The organism is Vibrio sp. ZF57 (assembly GCF_001691235.1).
Classification (GTDB): Bacteria; Pseudomonadota; Gammaproteobacteria; order Enterobacterales; family Vibrionaceae; genus Vibrio; species Vibrio crassostreae_C.
Genome location: NZ_MAKD01000091.1, coordinates 97120 through 117841 on the forward strand (window position 1 = coordinate 97120; position 20722 = coordinate 117841).

The following is a 20722-nucleotide window of genomic DNA, read 5'->3' on the forward strand; positions in this document are numbered from 1 at the left end:
CCATATGACACTTGATGAAATTGCTAAATTGGCTGGAGTATCGAAAACCACGGCCAGTTATGTCATCAACGGCAAGGCGCAGAAATACAGAATCAGTGAAAAGACTCAGCAGAAAGTCATGGCGGTTGTGGAAGAGTATAACTACCGACCAGACCATGCTGCTTCGTCGCTGCGTGCTGGTAATAGCCGTTCATTTGGTTTGATTATTCCTGATCTGGAAAACAGCAGTTATGCGCGTTTAGCAAAACTGATAGAGCAGAACTCACGTAAAGTGGGCTATCAGATTTTGATTGGCTGTTCAGATGATGACGCTGAAACCGAACGTAAAGTTGCGGAAGCGCTTGTTAGCCGTCGTATCGATGCCTTGCTGGTGGCGAGCTCTATGCCAGACGCCAATGAGTTCTACTTGAAACTGCAAAACTCAGGCACACCAGTCATCGCGATTGACCGTCCGTTAGACGATGAACATTTTGCCTGCGTGATCAGTGAAGACTTCGAAGCGGCATTTGAACTGACCCACTCGATTCTTGATGACAGCATTCATAGTGTTGGTTTGATTGGTGCACTGCCTGATCTGAACATTTCACGTGAACGTCAGTTGGGTTTTGAAGCGGCGAATAAAGCACATACTCAACAAACAGGGCTAACCGAAAACAAGCCGACGGTTTTGGGTTATGGTGAGCACTTTGATAGAGAATCAGGGCGTGAAATTTTTGAGGGTTGGATAGCTAAAGGCACGGTGCCTGATGCGATTGTGACTATGTCTTACACCTTGTTAGAGGGTGTGTTGGATGTGATGGTCGAAAAGCCAGAGTTGATCAATCAAGTAAAACTGGCAACCTTTGGTGATAACCGTTTATTGGACTTCTTACCCTTTAAAGTCCATTCACTGCCACAGCAATTTGAAGTGATTGCTGATAGTGCTTTTGCTTTGGCGCTAAATGCATCGGCCAAGCGTTACCAAGCTGGCATTGAACTCGTGCCAAGAAGCTTAGTGAAACGAGGCTAGCTCGAGTTTACGGTTAGCTAGAAGCCTCGCGTTTAGCTCGAGTTTGGAATTAACTCGAACCTGTAATTAACTCGAACTTGGTTTTAACTAGCACTGAGTAATAAGCCCAACTCTACAATCGCAACAATGCCGAGCAACAAAGCCAACACTTTCCAAAACTGGATCGGGTTTCGGTTTATCAAAGGTTGCTTGGCTTTGCTTTTGACCAAGCTTTGGTTTGGTGTGTAAAGGTCTGCCACAAAATCCCCCAACACTTGATGACGTTCGCTTGGTGATTCCGCGCAGGCTTTTTGTAACACCAAATCTACCCAACTGGGTAAGTCCGCTCGTTTCTGTGTGATGGGTTGGTATTCCCACTGATGATGACGAGATTGCTTAAGCGATTGTGCAGTCATTTCAGAGTAGGGCAATCCACCTGTTAGCATCTCATAGCCGATCACGGCGATAGAGAACAGATCCGAGCTTGTGGTGGCCGTGTTGTGCTTGATGGTCTCGGGTGCAATGTAATTGACCGCGCCTAATGGTGTGTCGTCTTTGTCGGTGAGCTCTCCCTCTTCAAGGCCTCTCACTAACACCGCACCAAGGTCGATGATTTTTACCTCACCATCACGTTGAATCATGATGTTCTCGGGCTTTAAGTCTCGGTGCACCATGTCTGCACGTTGTAATACTCGAATGCCTTGAGTGATCTTTTCTAATATGTCGCGCACTTCATTGAGTGACGGTTTTGGGTTGTCGTACATCCATTGTCTTAGGGTGATACCTTCTACCCATTCGCAGATTTGGTATAAGAATTGCGAGTTCTCTGGCGTCGGGTAAACCTTCATTACTCTCTTGTTTTTTAACAAGATCCCCGCCCATTGTTCATTAAAGAAAGCTCTGAGTTGCGAAGGGCTATCGTGATATTGAACGGAAGGGACTTTCAGCACGAACTCGGTTTGTGTCTCTTTCTGCATCACACGATACACATGGCTTCTTGACCCTGCATACAACACCTCAAGTACCATGAAGTTGTCGATACTTTGCCCGAGCTTTAAAGCGGGTGGGATTGCCCGTTTAGCCAGCTTCTCATGGAATTCAATCAGCGAAGGTTTAGGCAGATGGCTGACTTGCACAATCAAGCAGCTCACGTTGTCTGAGCTATTGTGGCTTAAAGCGGTGTTACAGATGGTTTGCGCTGCGTATTCGAAATCCGCTCCGGGTTTATCGATGTGTTCTTTGAAGGTGTTGGGAGATACAAACTCGTGCACGCCATCAGATGTCAGGATAAAGCAGTCGTTTTTCTTGATAGGCAGGGTTTGATAGTCAACGTTGAGTTGGTTGTCCATGCCTAAGGCGCGTGTAAGATAATGCTTCTGTCCCATATTTTTACGGGTGTGGTCGCGGGTCAGTTGGCGTAATTCTCCATCTCTGAGTAAGTAAATGCGGCTGTCGCCAACGTGGAATATATGTGCGGTGTTTGATTTTAATATCACGCTGCTGAACGTCGAAACGAGGGCATTGTGGTTCACTTGTTGTGCGGGATGAATATTAGAAACAGACGTGTTGAAGAGCCAAGAATTGAGGGACGTTAAGACCTTTTGCGCCGAACGTTGAATGCTCCAGCTTTGGGGAGTTGCGTAATAGTCGTCGATAAACTGCATCACGCTGGTGTGACTGGCTTTCTGGCCGTGTTCACTGCAACTTGCGCCGTCTGCTATGCAGGCAACACTGCCTTTCAACTCTTGCTCTGCGCGAGTTTTTGGGTGTTTTACAATGATGGCATCTTGGTTTTCATCTCGTACGCCTTGATTCGAATAACCACCAAACTTAAGCGTTAACTGGTTGTTGGATTCTGGCGTGATGACTTGCCCTTGGCTGAATGAAATTGTCATAACTGGTCTTCTTCTTAACTGCTCTTCTTCCCGCTTCCTTGACAGAACATCCTAGGAAGAACAAAAACCCTAGTGAACTTAGAGCCTTTGAACGAAGCACCTAGCATTGATGTATCCGCTAAGGTGCTTCTCCCGATTCAATAATATCAATGCTTCATAGTACAGACCTAGCTTGAAACATTAATCAGCGTGACACTGCCATCGTCGTTTACTTCGGCGATTTGACCGTTAGGCTCTTCCATGAACAGTAGAGTCACAAAGCCAAGTACCGCTGTTGCAGCAATCACTAAGAAGAAGGTTTGGTAGCTCACGAATGACAACACAGTTAGGTAAACTACTGCACCCACGTTACCGTAAGCGCCCGTCATACCTGCAATTTGACCTGTCATACGACGCTTGATTAGAGGAACCGTTGCGAATACCGCACCTTCACCCGCTTGCACGAAGAAAGAACACGCCATCGCCGCAACAACCGCTAGCCATACAGGCCATGTGCTGTCGACTTGACCCATTGCGAAGTAACCCACAGCAAGACCAATCGTTAGAATAAGCAGTGTTGGTTTACGACCGAATTTATCTGAAATCCAACCACCACCTGGGCGAGACATTAGGTTCATAAAGGCATAAGCCGATGCAACCATACCTGCAAGAACCGGTGTTAATTCAAAGGTTTCAGAGAAGAACAGTGGCAGCATAGAAACCACAGCCAGTTCAGAACCAAATGTTGCGAAGTACAATACGTTAAGTACCGCTACTTGCTTGAACTTGTACTGGTGAATCTCAGGCACTTCTTCTTTAAATACGTTCTTGTTTACTTTCCAAACTTGCGACACTTCGTACACGTAAAGTGCTGCTAAACCTGCATACACAGAGTAAACCGCCATGTCAGACAGCATGTTGATGTTGCTTGGTGATAGCTTCCATGTCAGTAGCGCTAGTGCGGCATACATAGGGATCTTCATAATAAGTAGGAAGAAAAAGTCACCCTTTGATGTCACTTCCATTGCCGTTACTTGAGCCGGTTTGAAGTAAGTAGAACCTTTTGGTGTATCCGTTACGTTTTTGTAGAACACAAACGAGAACGCTAAACTCATTACGCCAGTAATACCGACCGCATAACGCCAGCCGTCTTCACCACCAAACGCTAAAGCCAGAGTTGGAAGCGTGAATGCTGCCGCTGCTGAACCGAAGTTACCCCAGCCGCCGTAAATACCTTCTGCCGTACCCAGTTCATTGTGTGGGAACCACTCAGACACTAGACGAATACCGACAACGAAGCCTGCACCGATGAAGCCTAATAGGAAACGAGCAATCGCCGCTTGAATAAAAGAGTCTGCCATAGCAAACATGAAACAAGGGATAGAACAGACCGCGAGTAGCGAAGAGTAAACCAACCTTGGGCCGTATCTATCGGTTAGCATGCCTATTGCGACACGTGCCGGAATGGTCAATGCAACGTTGAGGATCAGGAGGGTTTTGATCTCTTCAGTAGAAAGACCAAGCGTAGTTTTTACCATTTGCAGTAGTGGGGCAAAGTTGAACCACACAACAAAGGTAATGAAAAAGGCCATCCAGCTTAGGTGTAAGACCTTCATCTTACCCGTAAATGAAAGCAGCGAAAATTTAGTGTTATCCATGGTTTAAATCCTTTAAATCTGGAAAATTACCCGGTTTGTGCACCTGCGTTACTTCCGAACTTAGAACGCTTTTAATGTGCATAAACCCTGTGCCGAAATTGCGCACGCTAATAAGCGTTTGCATGATGGTGTCGGCGGTTTAGTTAACTGGCGATAGCAAGTGGTGCGAGAACTTGAACTTGTTCTCCTTGTTTGCGAACTTCAAATTTCACGAGCTTGAGCTCAGGCTGTTCAAGACATTCGCCAGTTTCTAAGTGGTAATGCTGCTTGTATAAGGGTGAGGCCACGTAAGGTTCTCCGCTTAATGAACCAATTATACCACGTGACATCACATTCGCCTTGCCGATAGGGTCGTAATTAGAGAGCCCATAAAGCGTGTCGCTGCGCTTGCAGTAAAAAATAGCCACTTGGTTATCGTCTACTTTGGCGCAAATTCCCCCGTTTGGGGTTAGATCGCTGGTGCTGCATACGGTTGTCCAATTTTCCATGACTTTCTCCTAGTCTAAAATTGAGTTTTTATTTTTTTATTGATGAACCTGATGAACCTGATGAAATTTATGAAACCTCAGTCACTTCGATTTGGTCTGCTTTAGCGAGCTTTTCATCGCGTTTTGAATCGGAAGAAGAGCTCAAGCTCGGCTTAGGAAAACGCTGCTCTCGTTCTTTGATGAAAGAGAGGCTAGTGTCCATTTCTTCGCTGTTGATGTAGTGCTGGAAGCGTTTCATCTTTTCAGGGTTTTCGATGGTGGTTTTCCACTCACACTGGTATTTTTCGATGTTGAGGGCGATATCGGCCTCAAGTTCTTCAGCAACGTTGAGCTTGTCTTCAATCACGACTTGCTTGAGGTATTCGATGCCGCCTTCAAGGTTCTCCATCCATACCGATGTACGCTGTAAGCGGTCTGCGGTACGTGTGTAGAACATCAAAACGCGGTCGATGTATTTAAGGAGTGTGGTTTCATCAAGGTCGGTAGCGAAAAGGTCACCATGGCGAGGGCGCATACCGCCGTTACCACAGATGTAGAGGTTCCAACCTTTGTCGGTGGCGATAATGCCAAAATCTTTTGATTGGGCTTCTGCACATTCACGAGTACAGCCAGAAACCGCAAACTTGATCTTGTGTGGTGAACGCAGGCCTTTGTAGCGGTTCTCAAGTCGAATCGCTAAGCCAACACTGTCGTCGACACCGTATCGACACCAAGTGCTACCGACACAAGATTTCACGGTACGAACCGATTTACCGTAGGCGTGGCCCGTTTCAAAACCTGCATCAATCAGCTTTTTCCAGATGATAGGCAGTTCGTTAAGCTGTGCGCCAAACAAGTCGACACGCTGACCGCCCGTGATTTTGGTGTACAGGTCGAACTCTTTAGCGACTTCGCCTAAAACAATCAATTTATCTGGAGTGATTTCACCGCCAGCAATACGCGGAACTACCGAGTAAGTGCCGTCTTTTTGCATGTTGCCAAGGTAGATGTCATTGGTGTCTTGCAGCTCGATATGTTGATCTTCAAGGATGTAATCGTTCCAGTAGGAAGCCAGAATCGAACCGACAGCCGGTTTACACACAGTACAGCCCAATCCGTTGCCGTGAGAATCTAACAGCTCGTCGAAGGTCTTGATTTTGTTGACGCGAATGATGTCGGTAAGCTCTTGGCGAGAATAAGCAAAGTGCTCACAGATATCGTTAGAGACTTCCACACCTAGGTTACTTAGCTCGCTATCGAGAACCTGTTTCGCAAGGGCAGAACAACCGCCACAACCTGTTGAAGCATTCGTGGTTTCTTTCAATGCAGCCATCGTGGTGCAGCCAGCTGAAACGGCCTCTTTAATATCGCCTTTGGTCACATCAAAACATGAACAGATCACAGCGCTATCAGGCAGAGCTTCAACACCCATTGCAGAGCCAGAATCATCGGCCACGTTAGGTAAAATCAGCACTGATGGGTTTTCAGGAAGAGGCATGTCATTTTGTTTGATTTGCAGTAGCGAACCGTAGGCTTCTGCATCACCCACTAACACAGCACCAACAATCTTTGTGCCGTCAGCCGAGATGATCAGGCGCTTATAAACTTGTTCTATTTCATCGTTGTAGGTATACGATTGAGCACCTTCTGTCTTGCCGTGCACTTCACCAATACTGGCAACATCGACGCCAAGCAGTTTGAGCTTGGTGCTCATGTCGGCGCCAGTGAACGCAGCGTCGTCAGTACCGTCAGAGACAATATGCGAAGCCGCGACTTTTGCCATCGAATAACCGGGAGCCACTAAGCCGAAGATCTTGTTATCCCAAAGGGCACATTCTCCAATGGCGTAAACGTTGTCGATATTGGTTTGACAGTGATTGTTGATCACAATACCGCCACGCTCGCCAATCTCGACATCAGAGCTTCTTGCTAGCTCATCTTGAGGGCGAATACCGGCAGAGAATACGATCATATCGGTTTCTAAGTGGGTGCCGTCTGCGAAGTTCATGCGGTAGCGAGCGTTTTCTCCGTCGACTATTTCAGAGGTCGCTTTCTCGGTATGAACTTGCACACCAAGGTCTTCAATCTTTCTGCGCAGTAGGGCGCCGCCACCATCATCTAACTGAACGGCCATCAGGCGTGGAGCAAATTCAACCACATGGGTTTCTAAGCCAAGGTTTTTGACTGCGTTTGCGGCCTCTAAGCCAAGCAGACCACCACCAATCACCACGCCAGATTTGCTGCCTTTGCTTGAAAGCTCGATGGCGTCTAAGTCTTCGATGGTGCGATAAACGTGACAGTGTTCTTGGTCGTTACCGGGAATAGGGGGAACAAAAGGGAAAGAGCCCGTCGCCAAGATTAGCTTGTCGTAACTTTCAACGTGACCACTTTCAGTGATGACTTGTTGATTGGCGGTGTCTAGCTTGGCAACCTTCTGATTCAACAAGTAGTTCACGCCGTTGCTTTGATAATATTCTTCACTGGTCAATGACAGGTCATCAGCGCTTTTACCATTAAAGTAAGCCGTTAGCTGAACACGGTCGTAGGCCAGCCTTGGCTCTTCACTAAAAGTAATCACATCAAACTCATCACTCTCTGATTGCAGGATGTTGTCGATAAATTTGTGTCCAACCATACCGTTACCAACAACGACGATTTTCTTCTTGCTCATAATCCATTCCTTATTCTCGGCGTCACCATCACTAGCGTCTAATTTCTAATCGTTAGCAGATGAATACCGGGTTGAGATTCCACTCAATTCATAATCATCAAGAAAAACAAAAATGTTTTTTCTAAGTCTTGGTTTCTAGTGGAGCAAGGAGGGTGCCAGATTGCGATTTGTTCATTTAAATAAAATTTAATATATATATTTCAGTGATTTAAAAATTGCAGGTGGCACGTAATTACCCCTAAAGTGGTATGTAAAATTTTTGTTATATTTATATAAATGAGCGTTTGTGGTGCAACTTTCTGCAAGATGGTGCAAAAATTAAGTTTCTATCTTGGTTAAGTTCTGTTTGGTTCGTTGTTGATATTTGTGTTTTTATTAAGTTGTTGTTTTTAATGTGAAATATTTCATTTTTGTCGGCTGGTGTTAAGTGGCGTGCTATTTGCTTGGTTTCAGTTATTACAATTATGGATAATTGAGCGAGAAACGGATGACCGATTCAAACAGCGGCTGGATAAAATCAACCTGTGCTTATTGTGGTGTAGGGTGTGGAATAGAAGCGAGACCGACATCGTTAGGAAAACTAGAAGTGCGTGGTGATAAAGATCATCCATCAAACTATGGAAAGCTATGCACTAAAGGGATTGCGCTCGGCGACACCGTCACGCCTTTAGGTCGTCTTACACAGCCTGCTCATATTCAGAATGAGCAAAAACAAGAGCTAGATTGGAACAGTGCCACTCAGTTGGTCGCAGACAAATTCAATCAAACCATCGAAGAATATGGGGCCGATTCGGTTGCGTTCTATGTATCTGGTCAGCTGCTTACCGAAGACTATTATGTTGCCAATAAACTGATGAAAGGCTTCATTGGTAGTGGCAACATCGACAGTAACTCTAGGTTGTGTATGGCTTCAACCGTGGTCGGGCATAAGCGAGCATTTGGCGCAGACACAGTACCGGTGTGCTACGAAGATCTCGAGCAAGCCGAACTCGTCGTGATTACAGGTTCCAACTTAGCATGGTGTCACCCGGTACTTTTCCAAAGATTAAGAGCCGCGAAACAAGCCAACCCTGAATTGAAAGTTATCGTCATCGACCCGCGTTATACCGACACTTGTGAAATCGCAGACATTCACTTGGCATTGGAATCAGGCTCAGACGTCGCATTGTTCAATGGTTTATTGGGTTACCTCGATGATAACGACAAGCTAGATGCAGACTACATAGAAAACCACACCCAAGGCTTTACTGAATCGATTCGATCTGCGACTCACTACCGTTATACAGAGTCAGGTTATACCGAATCAGGCTGGGGCGACAAAAGTGTTCCTGAGCTTACAGGGTTAACAGAGCAGCAGCTAAAACAGTTCTACAGCTTGTTTGCATCGAACGAGAAGGTGCTGACCATTTACTCTCAAGGCGTGAACCAATCGACACAAGGGTGCGACAAGGTAAACGCCATTATTAACTGCCATTTAGCCACCGGGAAAATTGGCAAGCCGGGCATGGGGCCATTCTCTGTAACGGGCCAGCCGAACGCAATGGGTGGCCGAGAAGTGGGCGGTTTAGCCAATACCTTAGCGGCGCACTTTGAATTTGGTGATCCGCAATCACACCAAACCGTCAGCGAGTTCTGGCAAACCGATAGCTTAGCCACACATGCGGGTTTAAAAGCGATTGACCTGTTTGATGCCATGAATGAAGGCAAAATCAAAGCCGTGTGGATCATGGCAACCAACCCAGTTGTGAGCCTGCCTGACAGCGAAAAAATCAAAGCCGCATTAGAGAAGTGCCCATTTGTGGTGGTATCTGACTGCATTGCCGATACGGAAACCACTCGCTTGGCTGATGTAGTGCTGCCCGCGCAAGGGTGGAGCGAAAAGTCGGGCACCGTGACTAACTCTGAACGCCGAATTTCACGCCAGCGCCGCGTGTTACCAAGCCCAGGGGAAGCCAAACCGGATTGGTGGATCTTGAAAGAAGTGGCGCAAAAAATGGGATTCAAAGAGCAGTTTGATTACCGCCACGAAGGCGAGATCTTCAAAGAGTATTGCGAGATGACAGCGCTCGGCAATGAAACGGGCAAAGCGCGAGACTTGTGCTTAATTGGACTCACGCAACTGGATGAAAAAGGCTATGGCGAACTCACTCCACAGCAATGGCCAGTGTTAGAGTATCAACCAGAGATCATTGAGCAACGCATGTTCACCAATGGTGAGTTCTTTACAGAATCTGGCAAAGCGCAGTTTATTGCAGTTGAGCACGACAAACCGATTGCCGATACCAGCCTTGAATTCCCGCTTATCATGAACACAGGTCGAATCAGAGACCAATGGCACACCATGAGCCGCACAGGTTTGGCGGCAGGCTTAGGTGAACACACCCCAGAACCGTTTGTCGCCATCCACCCAGATACCGTTTCAGAACTGAACTTGGATGAATTTGGGCTAGATGCTTTCAACCACGCGACTATTAACCCTGTGGTGAAAGTGCGCAGCGCACAAGGGGAGTGCCAAGCGCGCTTAGTGGTGACCAAAGAGATGCGCCGTGAACAAGTCTTCATGCCGATTCACTGGAACGCACCGACCGCCAAAGACAGTAAACCATGTGACTTGATCTTGCCTCATACCGATGCTGCATCAGGCCAGCCAGAATTCAAACACACACCTGTTGTCGTAGAGCCGTGTGGTTATCGTAGTGAAGCCGCACTGGTCAGCGACAAAGTGATGGACTGCAGTGGCTTTGATTACTGGGTTCGCCAAAGAGTGGAGGGCGGTTTTCTGTATCGAATATCTTCCTCTAAGAACCCAATGGAGTTGGTGATTCAGCTTGCTAATACCCTCGATGCCTTGCCAGAACCTGACGCAGAAGCGATTAAATCACTCCATTACCACGGCAATAAATCATTCAAGAACTACGGCTCTGCCAAGCTGGGTCAATCTGGCGTAAAGCAAGCCTTTGTGGTCAACAGTAAGCTAGATCACCAAAGCATCGACTGGCTGGTGGAATGCCTAACCCGAGAAGCCGATGAAGAGTTCGAAGCCGAGTTTTTGAGTACTATGGCGAAGTAGTAACTACCTCTAACCTATTAATACCAAGAGTTAAGCGCCGACAATTACGTCGGCGTTTTTGTTTGAAAACACGATATTCAAAGATATGACTATTCATTATCGAGCTGCGGTTTACTCACATATTGGGGAGTTTTCTGCATTTTGCAGAAACTATATGGAAAATTTCTGCTTTTCGTCATGTTTGATACGAAGATAAGTAGGTAAGATAATGTTATTAAATGAGTTATTAGACTAAGTGTCGTGTGTCTTGGAAACTAGACAGAATTGTTTCAGGGACAAAATATAGAATTATTCTGTCTAATATAGCTGTTAAGCATCAAATCAACAATTTCGCTTGTGCTTTGTTTACACTGCCCACATATGAGCCAATGCCATGTCTTTGAGCTTCAGAATCACTTGCAGAATAAGCATGTTGAAACTTGATGAATCGGTCATATTCAACTTTCATGTTTCTATGAGTTATCACGATATTAAAAGCTTCTGTTTTCATCGCGACTGGCTTCGTTTTTTCTTCGCTCAGCACGAATTTAGACTTTTCTGCGGCAACTAATACCTCACCAAATACTTTGTTTAGTAGTTCATCGTATTGTGCTGAGATAACGATGTCGTCCATGTAAACAGAAATACGAACTTCTTCGCTTTTACTTAGCTTGTCGAGATATTTCCCTAATGTGCTCTCAAACAAGCAAATCGATGCAAGTATTGGAGACTGGTTAAAACCATAGGGTAAATGGTGACTATGAGAGTAGTTTTTACTAGCTTTAACCGTAGAGAGCTTAGCTATTTTTCTAGCATTCTCATAGCCGGTGATTGGCTTCAACGACCTTGTAATGCGAGAGCGGCTGATATTTCCAAAGAAGTCAGAAATATCGATAGTTGCGAAATACAGATGCTCTAAATGTATGTTTAAAGCTTCTACATGACCGCCATTACGTAAATGGTAATAATATGAGGGTTTCTTCCACGACTTATTCAGTAGTTTGTTGATTTGTTGCCCTAGCGTTCTACTTTCAGGGGTAGGGTTGTAGACCCAACGGTCTGGCTTTACTTCAAATCGATTTGACCAACTAGCTTTATAAATCATTTTTCGTTCTAGTGCTTGGGTAATTAAAAGCCATGTTAAAGAGTTCAATTGCAACTGGCACGAACTTGTGTAGCATCACTACAAAGCCCATGATAGACGTTAGCAAATTGATACGCTCTTTAACTCGGCTATGTTTAGATTGTTTATCCATACATAACCCTCCATATCACCCCGACATGCCTAGCGCGAGCGCACGACTTTAAATTAACTAACTAGGACAACTATGAGAAACATTGATAACAATAATTCCCATTAGCATCCTATAAGCATCACATTGTGACATCTATGAAGGGTGACGACGTTGTCGCCTAATGTCAGGGACTTGTATTATATGCAAGCTGTTGTTCTAATCAATAAAAAGATGCATACAAAGCATTTAAGAGGGATTCCCAACGCTCGGCATTTTTGGTTTGCTTCAAGTTAAGTGTCTACGGCACAATACTTTAAGTTCAGTGGTCGTGCGTTGCTCACCACTTAATGCGGCTACCGCAATCAATCATCTAACCTTTTCATAGCTTTACGGTAAACATCGCTACGTTCGCGTTTTCCGACTGCTAAGACGGTTACAATGATGACATCGTCTTCAACTTTGTAGACGAGACGGTAGCCCGATTGGCGCAGCTTAATCTTATACATGTTGTCAGCTCCAGAGAGTTTTGAAGCCGGAACATGCGGGTTATCTAAACGCTCGATTAGCTTTTTCTTAAATTGTTGTTGAAGCGTTGAGCCAAGCTTTTTCCACTCTTTGAGTGCACTCTTTTTAAAGTCGAGTTTATAGGTCATCAATATTTACCGAAATACTCTCTTCAGATTCACGCTCTTTCGCAATAGTTAGTAGTTCAAGATCTTCGAGTCTGTCCATCATCATTTCGTACGCTTCGGCTGGTACGCAATAAAATGCTGGCTCATTTCGGTTCAGTACAGCAACAGGTTCACCGTAAGCACTAGTTGCAACTTTCATAGGGTTAGCTTTCAACTCAGTAATGCTTGCAGCAACATCGGCTAAAATTCTAGTGGTCATGTAATAGGTCTCTTAAGTGGTCTTTGTTTTGGTCATTTTAGCCTCAACCAAGAGGTATAACAAGTTGCTTAAGAATAATTCGCAACGCGTGGCATTTTTACTATGCGTTGGTTTATGTGTTTAAGGTATTATGCGGAGGCTAAGGTATTGGTTTGCTCACACCTTAGCAAGGCGTAAAGTGTCGATATCTTGGGATAATAGTTCTAGATATCTAATTCAAAATAGCTGCGTAAACCTTAATTTAGAGGCTCTTGAACCATGGTATTACTTATAGTTTGGTTGGCTATTTGGGTTTCTTCAGTCAAGCCACTTGCTTCTGTCGCCCGACGAACATACCGCATTAAAGTACAAAGTAGTTCGAATGGTTGGAAAAGTATTTTGTTTTTTATATTGGCTCACCTTACCTTTGTTCAACTATTTAGCTTTCCTGTAGATAGTTGGTTTTACTGGGTACTTCCAGTACTAAATGTTTTGTTTGTTATGCACATGCTCTTGCTCTTGGATTTGGTTCTAGATCGTTATAGTGTGGTTGATACTTCACGTTTTACCCATCGTTCAATTGCACCTTTTTTGGTGTCATGTAGTGCATTTATTGCAATGCTTTTCTACTCAGCTTATCTCAATGATGCAATACTAAGGGGAGTATGTATTGCTGCTCTCTCAATAGGTTTGACAGGGTTTCTAGTAACTTATAGAAATGTAAAATAGGGTCATACAGCTAACAGAGTATTTTAGGTTGATAAGAATCAACCCAACCAAACAGGGCGCCAATAACGGCGCCCTTTGTGTTAGTTGGACACGCTGTAAGTGTCGTAATTGCGAAGTAAGAAGATTGCGATACAGGCTGCGAGCATTGGCCAAGAGGCGAAGAACAGTAGGTTGTTGAACGGGTCCATGTATTTTCCAAAAGAGGAAAAGGTTGAGCCTGCATGAAGGACTAAAATGGCTCCGTAGGTGTACTTTTTCCACATGCCTACAACGAATGCGCCTAAAAATCCGAGCTGCGCGACACCCAGAGCCATCATCGCATTGTTCGAGATGTCGATGCCGTAAAAGCCAGACAGTACTTTTGTCGCGTGCTCAGGGACAAGGATCTTATCCAAGCCCCAGAATAAGAAGACGATAAAAATGCCGATTCTCAGCAGTAGTAGGCTAGTCGCCAGTTTGGTTTGAAGTGTCTTTTCCATGATATCCCTTGTGATGCATTCAATGATGCGATGGTTTAAATGTTCATTAAAGGAGACCCATAGCCTTCGCATTTTCTTTCGTTGTTTTTTAGTGCCTTATGTAACAAGGAATGTCTGGTTGGTTTGTTCCTCAACGTTATCGGACTCAAAATGCTGCTGCTTGAGTAAGCTGATAATCAGGTTTATCGGCATCGGCTTATAAAAATAGAAGCCTTGGATATAGTCGACACCGAGCTTAGATAAGATTTTCACTTGGGATTCGTACTCAACACCTTCTACGATCACTTGCATCCCTAAGGTGCGTGATAGTTGAAGCATGGACTCTAGCAAAGGGAGACCAAAGCTGGATTCGTCGGATATGTTTTTCACGAACACGCGATCAATTTTGAGAATGCTGAACGGGAACTGTCTTACGAAATCTAACCCTGCGTAGCCTGTACCAAAATCATCAATCGCAACTCTTACTCCCATGTTCGCAAGCTTGGTTAGGTTGTCCCTAATTTTGACCATATCGGCATCAGAACATTCACCATCTTCGGTTACTTCAAATACCACCTGCTTGAGGATCTCAGGGTGTCTTTTAAAGATGCTGATCACCTTGTTAGAGAAGTTACTGTTGGACACAACGTTGCGGCTGATGTTGACGCTGATGTACTTTGATTCGAACACGTCTTGATTGCTTTTCAACGTCATTAATACTTTGCGCAGCACGAAGTAGGTGAGCTCCTCAATCAAGCCTAAGCTTTCAGCAAGCGGAATGAAAATAGCCGGGGAGACGTTACCTTCAATTGGATCGTTCCATCGTAATAGTGACTCACAGCCGACGATCTCGTTGGTATTTTGGTTAACGATAGGCTGCATGTGAACATGAAGGTGTTGGTTTTTTAGCGCACTTGAAAGCGAATACTCTAAGCTACGTTGGCTCTGCTTCTTATGTTTGATGGAAAGGAGAATTATGGTGGTGATTCCGGCTATCAAAAAGCCAAACCATAAATAGCTCAACATGAAGTGAAGATAAAACTGATACCCAATGTATGAGGTGATGGTCAACGGGTAGCTGTTTGATTGTATCCGCACCTTGGCGATTGATGAGTCAATATCGGTAGGGTAGATATCTCTTTTGATCACTTCAACTTTGGCCTGTATTCCATGGCTGCTCAGGTTTGTTTCAACAAGGTCATAGATGAAGTGTGGCGGAATCATCAGGCTCACTCCGGCATCTTCTTTGTTCGAGAAAATGAGCATGATGGACTGAACTTGCGTGATGGCCGAGTTGGAATACGACAGGGTTGTTAAATTCGGGTCGTCATTGAGTCGCTGCCTGATGGTGCTGTATAGGCGAAATGAAACGTCACCATCGGTGGTTGAACAGTAAAATCGGTTCTGTTTATTGAATACCGCTGCTTCTTTTACCCAATCGGCTTCAAAAACGTTTTGTCGAAGCTGTCTAACGATCGCGTCGCATGACTGTTCAGGTCTAACTTCAGATAAAAAACGGTCGAACCTTGATTGGATCCCTTCTAACCTGGTTTCGACTAACCTTGATGTGTCTTCGGTTAATGTTTGGTAGTGATACGGTGTAAAAGGAATGAGCATTGCCATGGAAAAAAAGAAAGAGATGGCAAAGTAAAATGAAGTCTTGGCAATGTTTTGGTACTTGATATCCATAGTTGGAGAAGCGTTACCGATTTATGTGAGCATTCGATTTAATTTATAAAGTTAGCGTTTAGGTAGCAATATAAATAATTAATAGTGTGAGTGCAGGCACGAATTATTGATATAAATAATATGTTTTCTAGTTTTACCAGCAAAATCTGAGCGTTATCTCATTTATTTGAGTTGGCGAGGCGTCATTTTTGATGATTTATGCGGATAACAAATGCTTATATCCTGATAAATTTTATTGTTATTTGCTCTGGCTGAATGAGCTGAATGAGCTAAATATTGAGCCACGTTTAAATAAATAAAGTCACGACACGATTCGTTTTGGTGGTGGCAGCATAAAGGATGATTATGACAAAACTGATATCGGCACTCATAGCGGTGTGCTTCTCATTCTCTGCGTTGGCCTACGAAGGTGTTGTTGATTGCGAGAATGCGATGAATACCATCGAGATCAATCACTGTGCGGCAATTGAGTTGGAATCTGCACAAGCGGAACTGGATAAATACCTTGCAGCCAGCTTTGAGCACAATGCTTATGATGCTGAGCTGGTGGCGTCAATTAAGAAGGCTCAGGAGAGCTGGCAGGCGTACATGACAGCACATTGTGATTCTGTGTACACCCAATGGCGTGAAGGTTCTATTCGAGGGGTTATGGCGCTTTCCTGCAAGATGACGTTAACCAAGCAGCGCACGCATGAGGTGTGGGTGAATTTCTTAACCTATATGGACAGCACGCCTCCCGTTTTACCAGAGCCTTAATTAGCGCCGTAGGCAGATTTGAAATGCGTACAGGACTGTGCGCCTGCTTCAACCTTTGGCGTGCGAATAAGAAAGCGATAGGGGATTGCCTTACTCTGTCGTTCTTAGTTCTTAGTCTCTAGTTTGAAGTATTAAAGCTTGAAGCGTTACAGTTTGAAGTATTACCTAGCAAGGATTCGATTTTGAATAATGTCAGCATCACTCTTATTCAGCTTGAGGTTGAATACAAAAACAAACAAAAGAACATTGAGTCGGTTTCTGATCTTTTGGAAGCGGAATCGACAGTCGGGGATATCACTCTGTTGCCTGAATTGTTCACTACTGGGTATATTTTTAACGATGCTGAAGAAATTCATGAACTGGCTGAAGACTTCAACGACAGTACTACTATTGATTCATTAACTCAGATGGCAGCGAAGTATCACACCTTGATTGTTGCTGGTATTGCCGAGAAAGATAGCGGCCAATATTACAATAGCGTCGTGGTGGTTGATGGTTCAGGTTTACTTCATAAATACAGAAAAGTCAGTCAAACCAAATTCGACAAACAGTATTTTTCACGTGGGTGTGAGCTCCTTACATTTGAGCACAAGGGCTTAAAGTTTGGTGTCGCAATTTGCTTTGATATTTGGTTCTCGGAGATCATGAGGGCGTATCAGTCGGTCGACGTTATTCTACATCCCGCGAATTTTGGTGGTCATCATAGCTTTGCTATTGCTCAAGCGAGAGCTTTAGAAGAGGGGTGTCATGTCGTGACGTGTAATCGCGTTGGGCAGGATGTGGTTGATGCGTTTGCCGCGACTTATTCTGGTAGCAGTAGAACCTATTCACCAAAGGGTGACTTAATGCTTCAGCTCAACGACAAGCAATCTGTAGAAACTGTGAGTATTCAAGATCTCTCGATTGCGCCGCAATACAATGGCGTTGATGTGTTAGACGAAATACAGCAAATCGCATCTGTGTTGAATCGCTAAGAAGATAAGTGAAGTGCATTAGGAGCGAAAAGGGCAAGGTTTTTTAACCTTGCCCTTTGTTGTTTAGATCTCTAAGAAGGCGCTTTAAATGGCTTTTACGCTGCTTCGTTCAACAAGAGTAGGTTCAAGTTCAACGACTTGCGGATAAGCATCTGGAGTTTGTAATCTGCTCAAAAGCGTATCCACTGCGGCTTTACCTAAACGATGTTTTGGCTGGTGGACAGTGCTTAACGCGGGTGTCATGTACTTCGACAGGTGGATGTCATCGTAGCCAATGATAGACAGATCATTCGGAATCGATGTGCCATCTTGCGCCGCAGCGTGAATCACGCCCATCGCCATCATATCGTTACTGACGAACAAGGCAGACGGCATTTCGCCACGAGTTTTCAATGTCTGATAAGAGTCAAAACCACCGTCACATTCAAAGTTGGATTCAACAATCCACTTAGGGTTGATCTCTAAATTGGCTTCTTCCATTGCTTGCTTGAAGCCTTGATAACGAGACGAAGCTTGATTGCGGTGCAGTGGGCCAGTGATACAACCAATTTGAGAATGACCGTTATCTATCAAGTGCTTAGTTGCCATGTAGCCACCTTGGTGCGAGTTGTCTTGGATCTTATCGCTCGCAAACAACATAGGGCCCCAATCCATGACTACAACAGGCAGTTCTGGGTAGCGCTCGAATACATCGATATGTTCGCCTTCAAGGGTAGAACACATTAGCATCAGGCCATCGACTCGCTTTTGCAGCAAGGTATCGATAGAGGATTTCATGCGTTCGCTATCGCCTTCGGTGTTACACAAGATAAGGTTGTAGCCTTTTTCGTAGCAACGACGTTCCACACCTTTTACCACTTCGCCAAAGAATGGGTTGGTGGATGTGGTCACTAGCATTCCCAAGGTTTTGGTTTGCTTCATTTTCAAGCTGCGAGCCAATGCAGAAGGCGCATAGTTGAGTTCTTTAGCCGCACTGTTAACACGCTCAGCAATCTCTTCACTGACAAAGCGTGATTTGTTGATCACGTGGCTCACGGTAGAAGTCGAAACCTTTGCGAGCCGTGCGATGTCTTTCATTGTTGCCATAAAAAATCCTTGTGGGAATAACCTTCCACGTTGGGCGATATTCTGCCTGAAAACAGGGGCTTATTCTTGTTATTTGTTGTTACCGAATTTGAAGGCTAACATCCGTTAACCACGGTTTAGCTCAGAAGTTAGGCCTTCAAATAGGTATCAAACTAAGCAGACAGTTGCTCTGCCAAAAACGCATCGGTTTCAGCACGGCTTGGAATCGACGTTTGAGCACCAAAGCGTGTCACAGAGATAGCAGCTGCAGCATGAGCAAATTTAATCGCACGCTCAAGTGGCATATCTTCAAGCAAGCCTGTCACCAACGCGCCGTTAAAGGTGTCACCTGCGGCAGTTGTATCTGTTGCTTCAACACGGAAACCTGCGATTAATTCACCTTCGCTGGCTTCATTGCCTTGACCGCGATGACTCACCCACACGCCTTTCGCGCCTAGCGTGATCATTACCGTTTCTATGCCTTTAGCATGCAGAGCCAACGCAGCCTGATGAGCAGACGCGTTGTCCGTCACGGTAATGCCTGTCAGCACTTCTGCTTCAGTTTCGTTCGGTGTAATCACGTCAACACAAGCAAGCAGTGAATCCGATAATGGACGAGCAGGAGCCGGGTTTAGAATGACTTGCGTGCCACTCTCTTTTGCTACTTTCGCAGCGTACTCAATACCTTCAATTGGCGTTTCAAGTTGAGTTAGCAGGTATTTGGCTCCGCGAATCTTCTCTAGATGTGGTTCGATTTGGTCGCAAGTCAGCTTGTCATTAGCTTCTGCAGAAAGACAGATGCTGTTTTCACCCGTTGCGGATACTTGGATCATCGCGATGCCAGTTGGCGTGTTGTCTGCCACGATAACACCGTCGATGTTGATGCCGTCTTTAGCGAAGTCTTGACGAATGTTGATGCCGAATGGGTCGTCACCGACACAGGCGATGAAGCCGATATCTGCGTTTAATCGCGCAGCAGCGACTGCTTGGTTTGCGCCTTTACCGCCAGGGATGACCTGATAGTTACCGCCAATCAAGGTTTCACCCGGACGAGGGAACGAAGGAACTTGCAGTACGTGGTCAGCGTTAACGCTACCTAAAACAATCAGTTGAGTCATGATACGAGCCTTATGATATATCGTATTTGAAAATGCATGGGTCTTTCTCATGGTGTTAAGTGCGCTCTCTTTTGTGAGCGGAATGAGAAACAGCGATGCACTGTCGGGGTTTGCTTTTGTTTGAGTCAGCGAGCCAATCAAAGCAGGGAGATAGGGAACTCCCTGCTTTATATCGCGTTACCTAGTAACGATTACTTAGCGATGATTTTTAGAGGTACTGGTACGTACTCGTCTACTGTTTCGCCTTTCAGTACTTTGTCTGCCATTTCGATACCTAGAGAACCGATTAGGTCAGGTTGTTGTGCAACTGTAGCGCCTAGTAGGCCGCGGTTAACAGCAGCGATGCCGTCGTCTGTGCCATCAAAGCCAACGATCATCACTTCTTTACCTGACGCTTGAACTGCGCGAAGTGCACCTAGTGCCATTTCATCGTTTTGAGCAAATACTGCTTGTACATCTGGGTTAGCAGCAAGCAAGTTTTCCATTACGTTCAGACCTTTAGTACGGTCGAAATCAGCAGGTTGGCTTGCAAGAAGCTCAAGGTCGCTGCCGTTTACTGCATTCATGAAGCCTTCACCACGTTCACGAGCTGCAGAAGTACCAGCAATACCTTCAAGTTGGATTACTTTCGCTTTTTCGCCTACTTTTTCCATGATGAAGTGACCTGCCATTTCACCACCGATTACGTTATCAGAAGCGATGTGGCTCACTACGTCACCACGGCTTGCACCACGGTCTAGTGTTAGTACTGGGATGTTTGAACGGTTAGCCATGCGAATTGCGTTAGACACGGCGTCTGAATCTGTTGGGTTGATCAGGATTGCCTTAACACCACGAATGGTTAGATCTTCAATGTTCGACAGCTCTTTGCTTGGGTCGTTTTGAGAATCCAGAACGATAAGCTTGTAGCCTAGCTCTTCAGCTTTCGCTTCTGCGCCATCTTTCATGGTTACAAAGAATGGGTTGTTCAATGTAGACAGAACGATTGCCATTGTATCTTGCGCCTGTGCAGACACAGATACTGTTGTAGAAAGAAGAGCAGCAGAAATAAGAGTCGCTAATTTTTTCATGGTGTAAGTCCTTTGTGTAGGGGGAGCTAAGAGGTGAGTCCTAGCTCGTTG

The 20722-nt window shown here is 45.1% G+C and carries 17 protein-coding genes; 4 read left to right on the forward strand and 13 right to left on the reverse strand.

Annotated features, from left to right (window positions below; all coding sequences use genetic code 11):
* Nucleotides 1-4: 4 nt before the first annotated feature.
* Nucleotides 5-1009 (forward strand): catabolite repressor/activator, encoded by a 1005-nt coding sequence (gene cra / locus A6D97_RS13460; protein WP_065584604.1) that lies wholly within the window; start codon nt 5-7, stop codon nt 1007-1009.
* A gap of 83 nt (nt 1010-1092) precedes the next feature.
* On the opposite strand, the gene A6D97_RS13465 is transcribed toward cra, so the two are convergent.
* From A6D97_RS13465 to nirB, 4 genes are all read right to left on the reverse strand, one after another.
* Nucleotides 1093-2883, reverse strand: coding sequence for a bifunctional protein-serine/threonine kinase/phosphatase (locus A6D97_RS13465; protein ID WP_065584605.1), 1791 nt, complete (start codon nt 2881-2883; stop codon nt 1093-1095).
* Nucleotides 2884-3050: 167 nt separating this feature from the next.
* Nucleotides 3051-4520: a NarK family nitrate/nitrite MFS transporter gene (locus A6D97_RS13470; protein ID WP_065584606.1), complete on the reverse strand. Its 1470-nt coding sequence runs from the start codon at nt 4518-4520 to the stop codon at nt 3051-3053.
* Nucleotides 4521-4663: 143 nt separating this feature from the next.
* Entirely contained in the window at nt 4664-5008 is a 345-nt protein-coding gene (gene nirD, locus A6D97_RS13475) for a nitrite reductase small subunit NirD (protein WP_012600889.1), read from the reverse strand.
* A 67-nt stretch (nt 5009-5075) separates the two neighbouring features.
* Nucleotides 5076-7658 (reverse strand): nitrite reductase large subunit NirB, encoded by a 2583-nt coding sequence (nirB, locus tag A6D97_RS13480; RefSeq protein ID WP_065584607.1) that lies wholly within the window; start codon nt 7656-7658, stop codon nt 5076-5078.
* 472 nt (nt 7659-8130) lie between these two features.
* Between nirB and A6D97_RS13485 the strand changes: the two genes are divergently transcribed.
* Nucleotides 8131-10728, forward strand: a complete 2598-nt coding sequence (locus A6D97_RS13485) for a nitrate reductase (protein WP_065584608.1) — start codon at nt 8131-8133, stop codon at nt 10726-10728.
* 316 nt (nt 10729-11044) lie between these two features.
* Here A6D97_RS13485 and A6D97_RS13490 read toward each other — a convergent pair whose 3' ends face one another.
* The 6 genes from A6D97_RS13490 to A6D97_RS13510 form a co-directional block, all read right to left on the reverse strand.
* Complete coding sequence (locus A6D97_RS13490; RefSeq protein WP_065584609.1) at nt 11045-11812, reverse strand: reverse transcriptase domain-containing protein; 768 nt, start codon at nt 11810-11812, stop codon at nt 11045-11047.
* Nucleotides 11802-11963, reverse strand: coding sequence for a hypothetical protein (locus tag A6D97_RS22055; protein WP_170791828.1), 162 nt, complete (start codon nt 11961-11963; stop codon nt 11802-11804). The genes A6D97_RS13490 and A6D97_RS22055 overlap by 11 nt, the downstream gene beginning before the upstream one ends.
* Before the next feature lie 341 nt (nt 11964-12304).
* The gene (locus tag A6D97_RS13495; protein WP_005377002.1) at nt 12305-12595 is read right to left on the reverse strand and encodes a type II toxin-antitoxin system RelE/ParE family toxin; all 291 of its coding nucleotides are present in this window, start codon (nt 12593-12595) and stop codon (nt 12305-12307) included.
* Nucleotides 12585-12833 carry a type II toxin-antitoxin system Phd/YefM family antitoxin gene (locus A6D97_RS13500; protein WP_004730320.1) on the reverse strand — a complete coding sequence of 83 codons (249 nt, stop codon included), beginning with the start codon at nt 12831-12833 and terminating at the stop codon, nt 12585-12587. Before A6D97_RS13500 ends, A6D97_RS13495 begins: the two co-directional genes overlap by 11 nt.
* Nucleotides 12834-13621: 788 nt before the next feature.
* Entirely contained in the window at nt 13622-14020 is a 399-nt protein-coding gene (locus A6D97_RS13505) for a hypothetical protein (protein WP_017064752.1), read from the reverse strand.
* A gap of 96 nt (nt 14021-14116) precedes the next feature.
* The gene (locus A6D97_RS13510) at nt 14117-15688 is read right to left on the reverse strand and encodes an EAL domain-containing protein (RefSeq protein ID WP_065584610.1); all 1572 of its coding nucleotides are present in this window, start codon (nt 15686-15688) and stop codon (nt 14117-14119) included.
* Between the two features lie 345 nt (nt 15689-16033).
* Between A6D97_RS13510 and A6D97_RS13515 the strand changes: the two genes are divergently transcribed.
* Together A6D97_RS13515 and A6D97_RS13520 are read left to right on the forward strand one after the other, a co-directional pair.
* Nucleotides 16034-16444 carry a lysozyme inhibitor LprI family protein gene (locus tag A6D97_RS13515; RefSeq protein ID WP_017067713.1) on the forward strand — a complete coding sequence of 137 codons (411 nt, stop codon included), beginning with the start codon at nt 16034-16036 and terminating at the stop codon, nt 16442-16444.
* A gap of 182 nt (nt 16445-16626) precedes the next feature.
* Complete coding sequence (locus A6D97_RS13520; RefSeq protein WP_065584611.1) at nt 16627-17418, forward strand: carbon-nitrogen hydrolase family protein; 792 nt, start codon at nt 16627-16629, stop codon at nt 17416-17418.
* Between the two features lie 84 nt (nt 17419-17502).
* On the opposite strand, the gene A6D97_RS13525 is transcribed toward A6D97_RS13520, so the two are convergent.
* The 3 genes from A6D97_RS13525 to rbsB all read right to left on the reverse strand — a co-directional run bounded on the left by A6D97_RS13525 (nt 17503) and on the right by rbsB (nt 20671).
* Nucleotides 17503-18504: a substrate-binding domain-containing protein gene (locus A6D97_RS13525; RefSeq protein WP_017064748.1), complete on the reverse strand. Its 1002-nt coding sequence runs from the start codon at nt 18502-18504 to the stop codon at nt 17503-17505.
* Between the two features lie 152 nt (nt 18505-18656).
* The gene (gene rbsK / locus A6D97_RS13530; RefSeq protein ID WP_017064747.1) at nt 18657-19601 is read right to left on the reverse strand and encodes a ribokinase; all 945 of its coding nucleotides are present in this window, start codon (nt 19599-19601) and stop codon (nt 18657-18659) included.
* A gap of 191 nt (nt 19602-19792) precedes the next feature.
* Entirely contained in the window at nt 19793-20671 is an 879-nt protein-coding gene (gene rbsB, locus A6D97_RS13535) for a ribose ABC transporter substrate-binding protein RbsB (protein WP_017060856.1), read from the reverse strand.
* Nucleotides 20672-20722 lie beyond the last annotated feature (51 nt).

What these genes read in the sequence shown, in the direction of transcription:
- A6D97_RS22055 (WP_170791828.1), bottom strand. Translation starts at nt 11,963, where the DNA reads ATGGATAAACAATCTAAACATAGCCGAGTTAAAGAGCGTATCAATTTG.
- A6D97_RS13500 (WP_004730320.1), bottom strand. Translation starts at nt 12,833, where the DNA reads ATGACCACTAGAATTTTAGCCGATGTTGCTGCAAGCATTACTGAGTTG.
- nirD (WP_012600889.1), bottom strand. Translation starts at nt 5,008, where the DNA reads ATGGAAAATTGGACAACCGTATGCAGCACCAGCGATCTAACCCCAAAC.
- A6D97_RS13515 (WP_017067713.1), top strand. Translation starts at nt 16,034, where the DNA reads ATGACAAAACTGATATCGGCACTCATAGCGGTGTGCTTCTCATTCTCT.
- A6D97_RS13525 (WP_017064748.1), bottom strand. Translation starts at nt 18,504, where the DNA reads ATGGCAACAATGAAAGACATCGCACGGCTCGCAAAGGTTTCGACTTCT.
- rbsB (WP_017060856.1), bottom strand. Translation starts at nt 20,671, where the DNA reads ATGAAAAAATTAGCGACTCTTATTTCTGCTGCTCTTCTTTCTACAACA.
- A6D97_RS13505 (WP_017064752.1), bottom strand. Translation starts at nt 14,020, where the DNA reads ATGGAAAAGACACTTCAAACCAAACTGGCGACTAGCCTACTACTGCTG.
- nirB (WP_065584607.1), bottom strand. Translation starts at nt 7,658, where the DNA reads ATGAGCAAGAAGAAAATCGTCGTTGTTGGTAACGGTATGGTTGGACAC.
- A6D97_RS13490 (WP_065584609.1), bottom strand. Translation starts at nt 11,812, where the DNA reads ATGATTTATAAAGCTAGTTGGTCAAATCGATTTGAAGTAAAGCCAGAC.
- A6D97_RS13465 (WP_065584605.1), bottom strand. Translation starts at nt 2,883, where the DNA reads ATGACAATTTCATTCAGCCAAGGGCAAGTCATCACGCCAGAATCCAAC.
- A6D97_RS13510 (WP_065584610.1), bottom strand. Translation starts at nt 15,688, where the DNA reads ATGGATATCAAGTACCAAAACATTGCCAAGACTTCATTTTACTTTGCC.
- A6D97_RS13495 (WP_005377002.1), bottom strand. Translation starts at nt 12,595, where the DNA reads ATGACCTATAAACTCGACTTTAAAAAGAGTGCACTCAAAGAGTGGAAA.
- rbsK (WP_017064747.1), bottom strand. Translation starts at nt 19,601, where the DNA reads ATGACTCAACTGATTGTTTTAGGTAGCGTTAACGCTGACCACGTACTG.
- A6D97_RS13470 (WP_065584606.1), bottom strand. Translation starts at nt 4,520, where the DNA reads ATGGATAACACTAAATTTTCGCTGCTTTCATTTACGGGTAAGATGAAG.
- cra (WP_065584604.1), top strand. Translation starts at nt 5, where the DNA reads ATGACACTTGATGAAATTGCTAAATTGGCTGGAGTATCGAAAACCACG.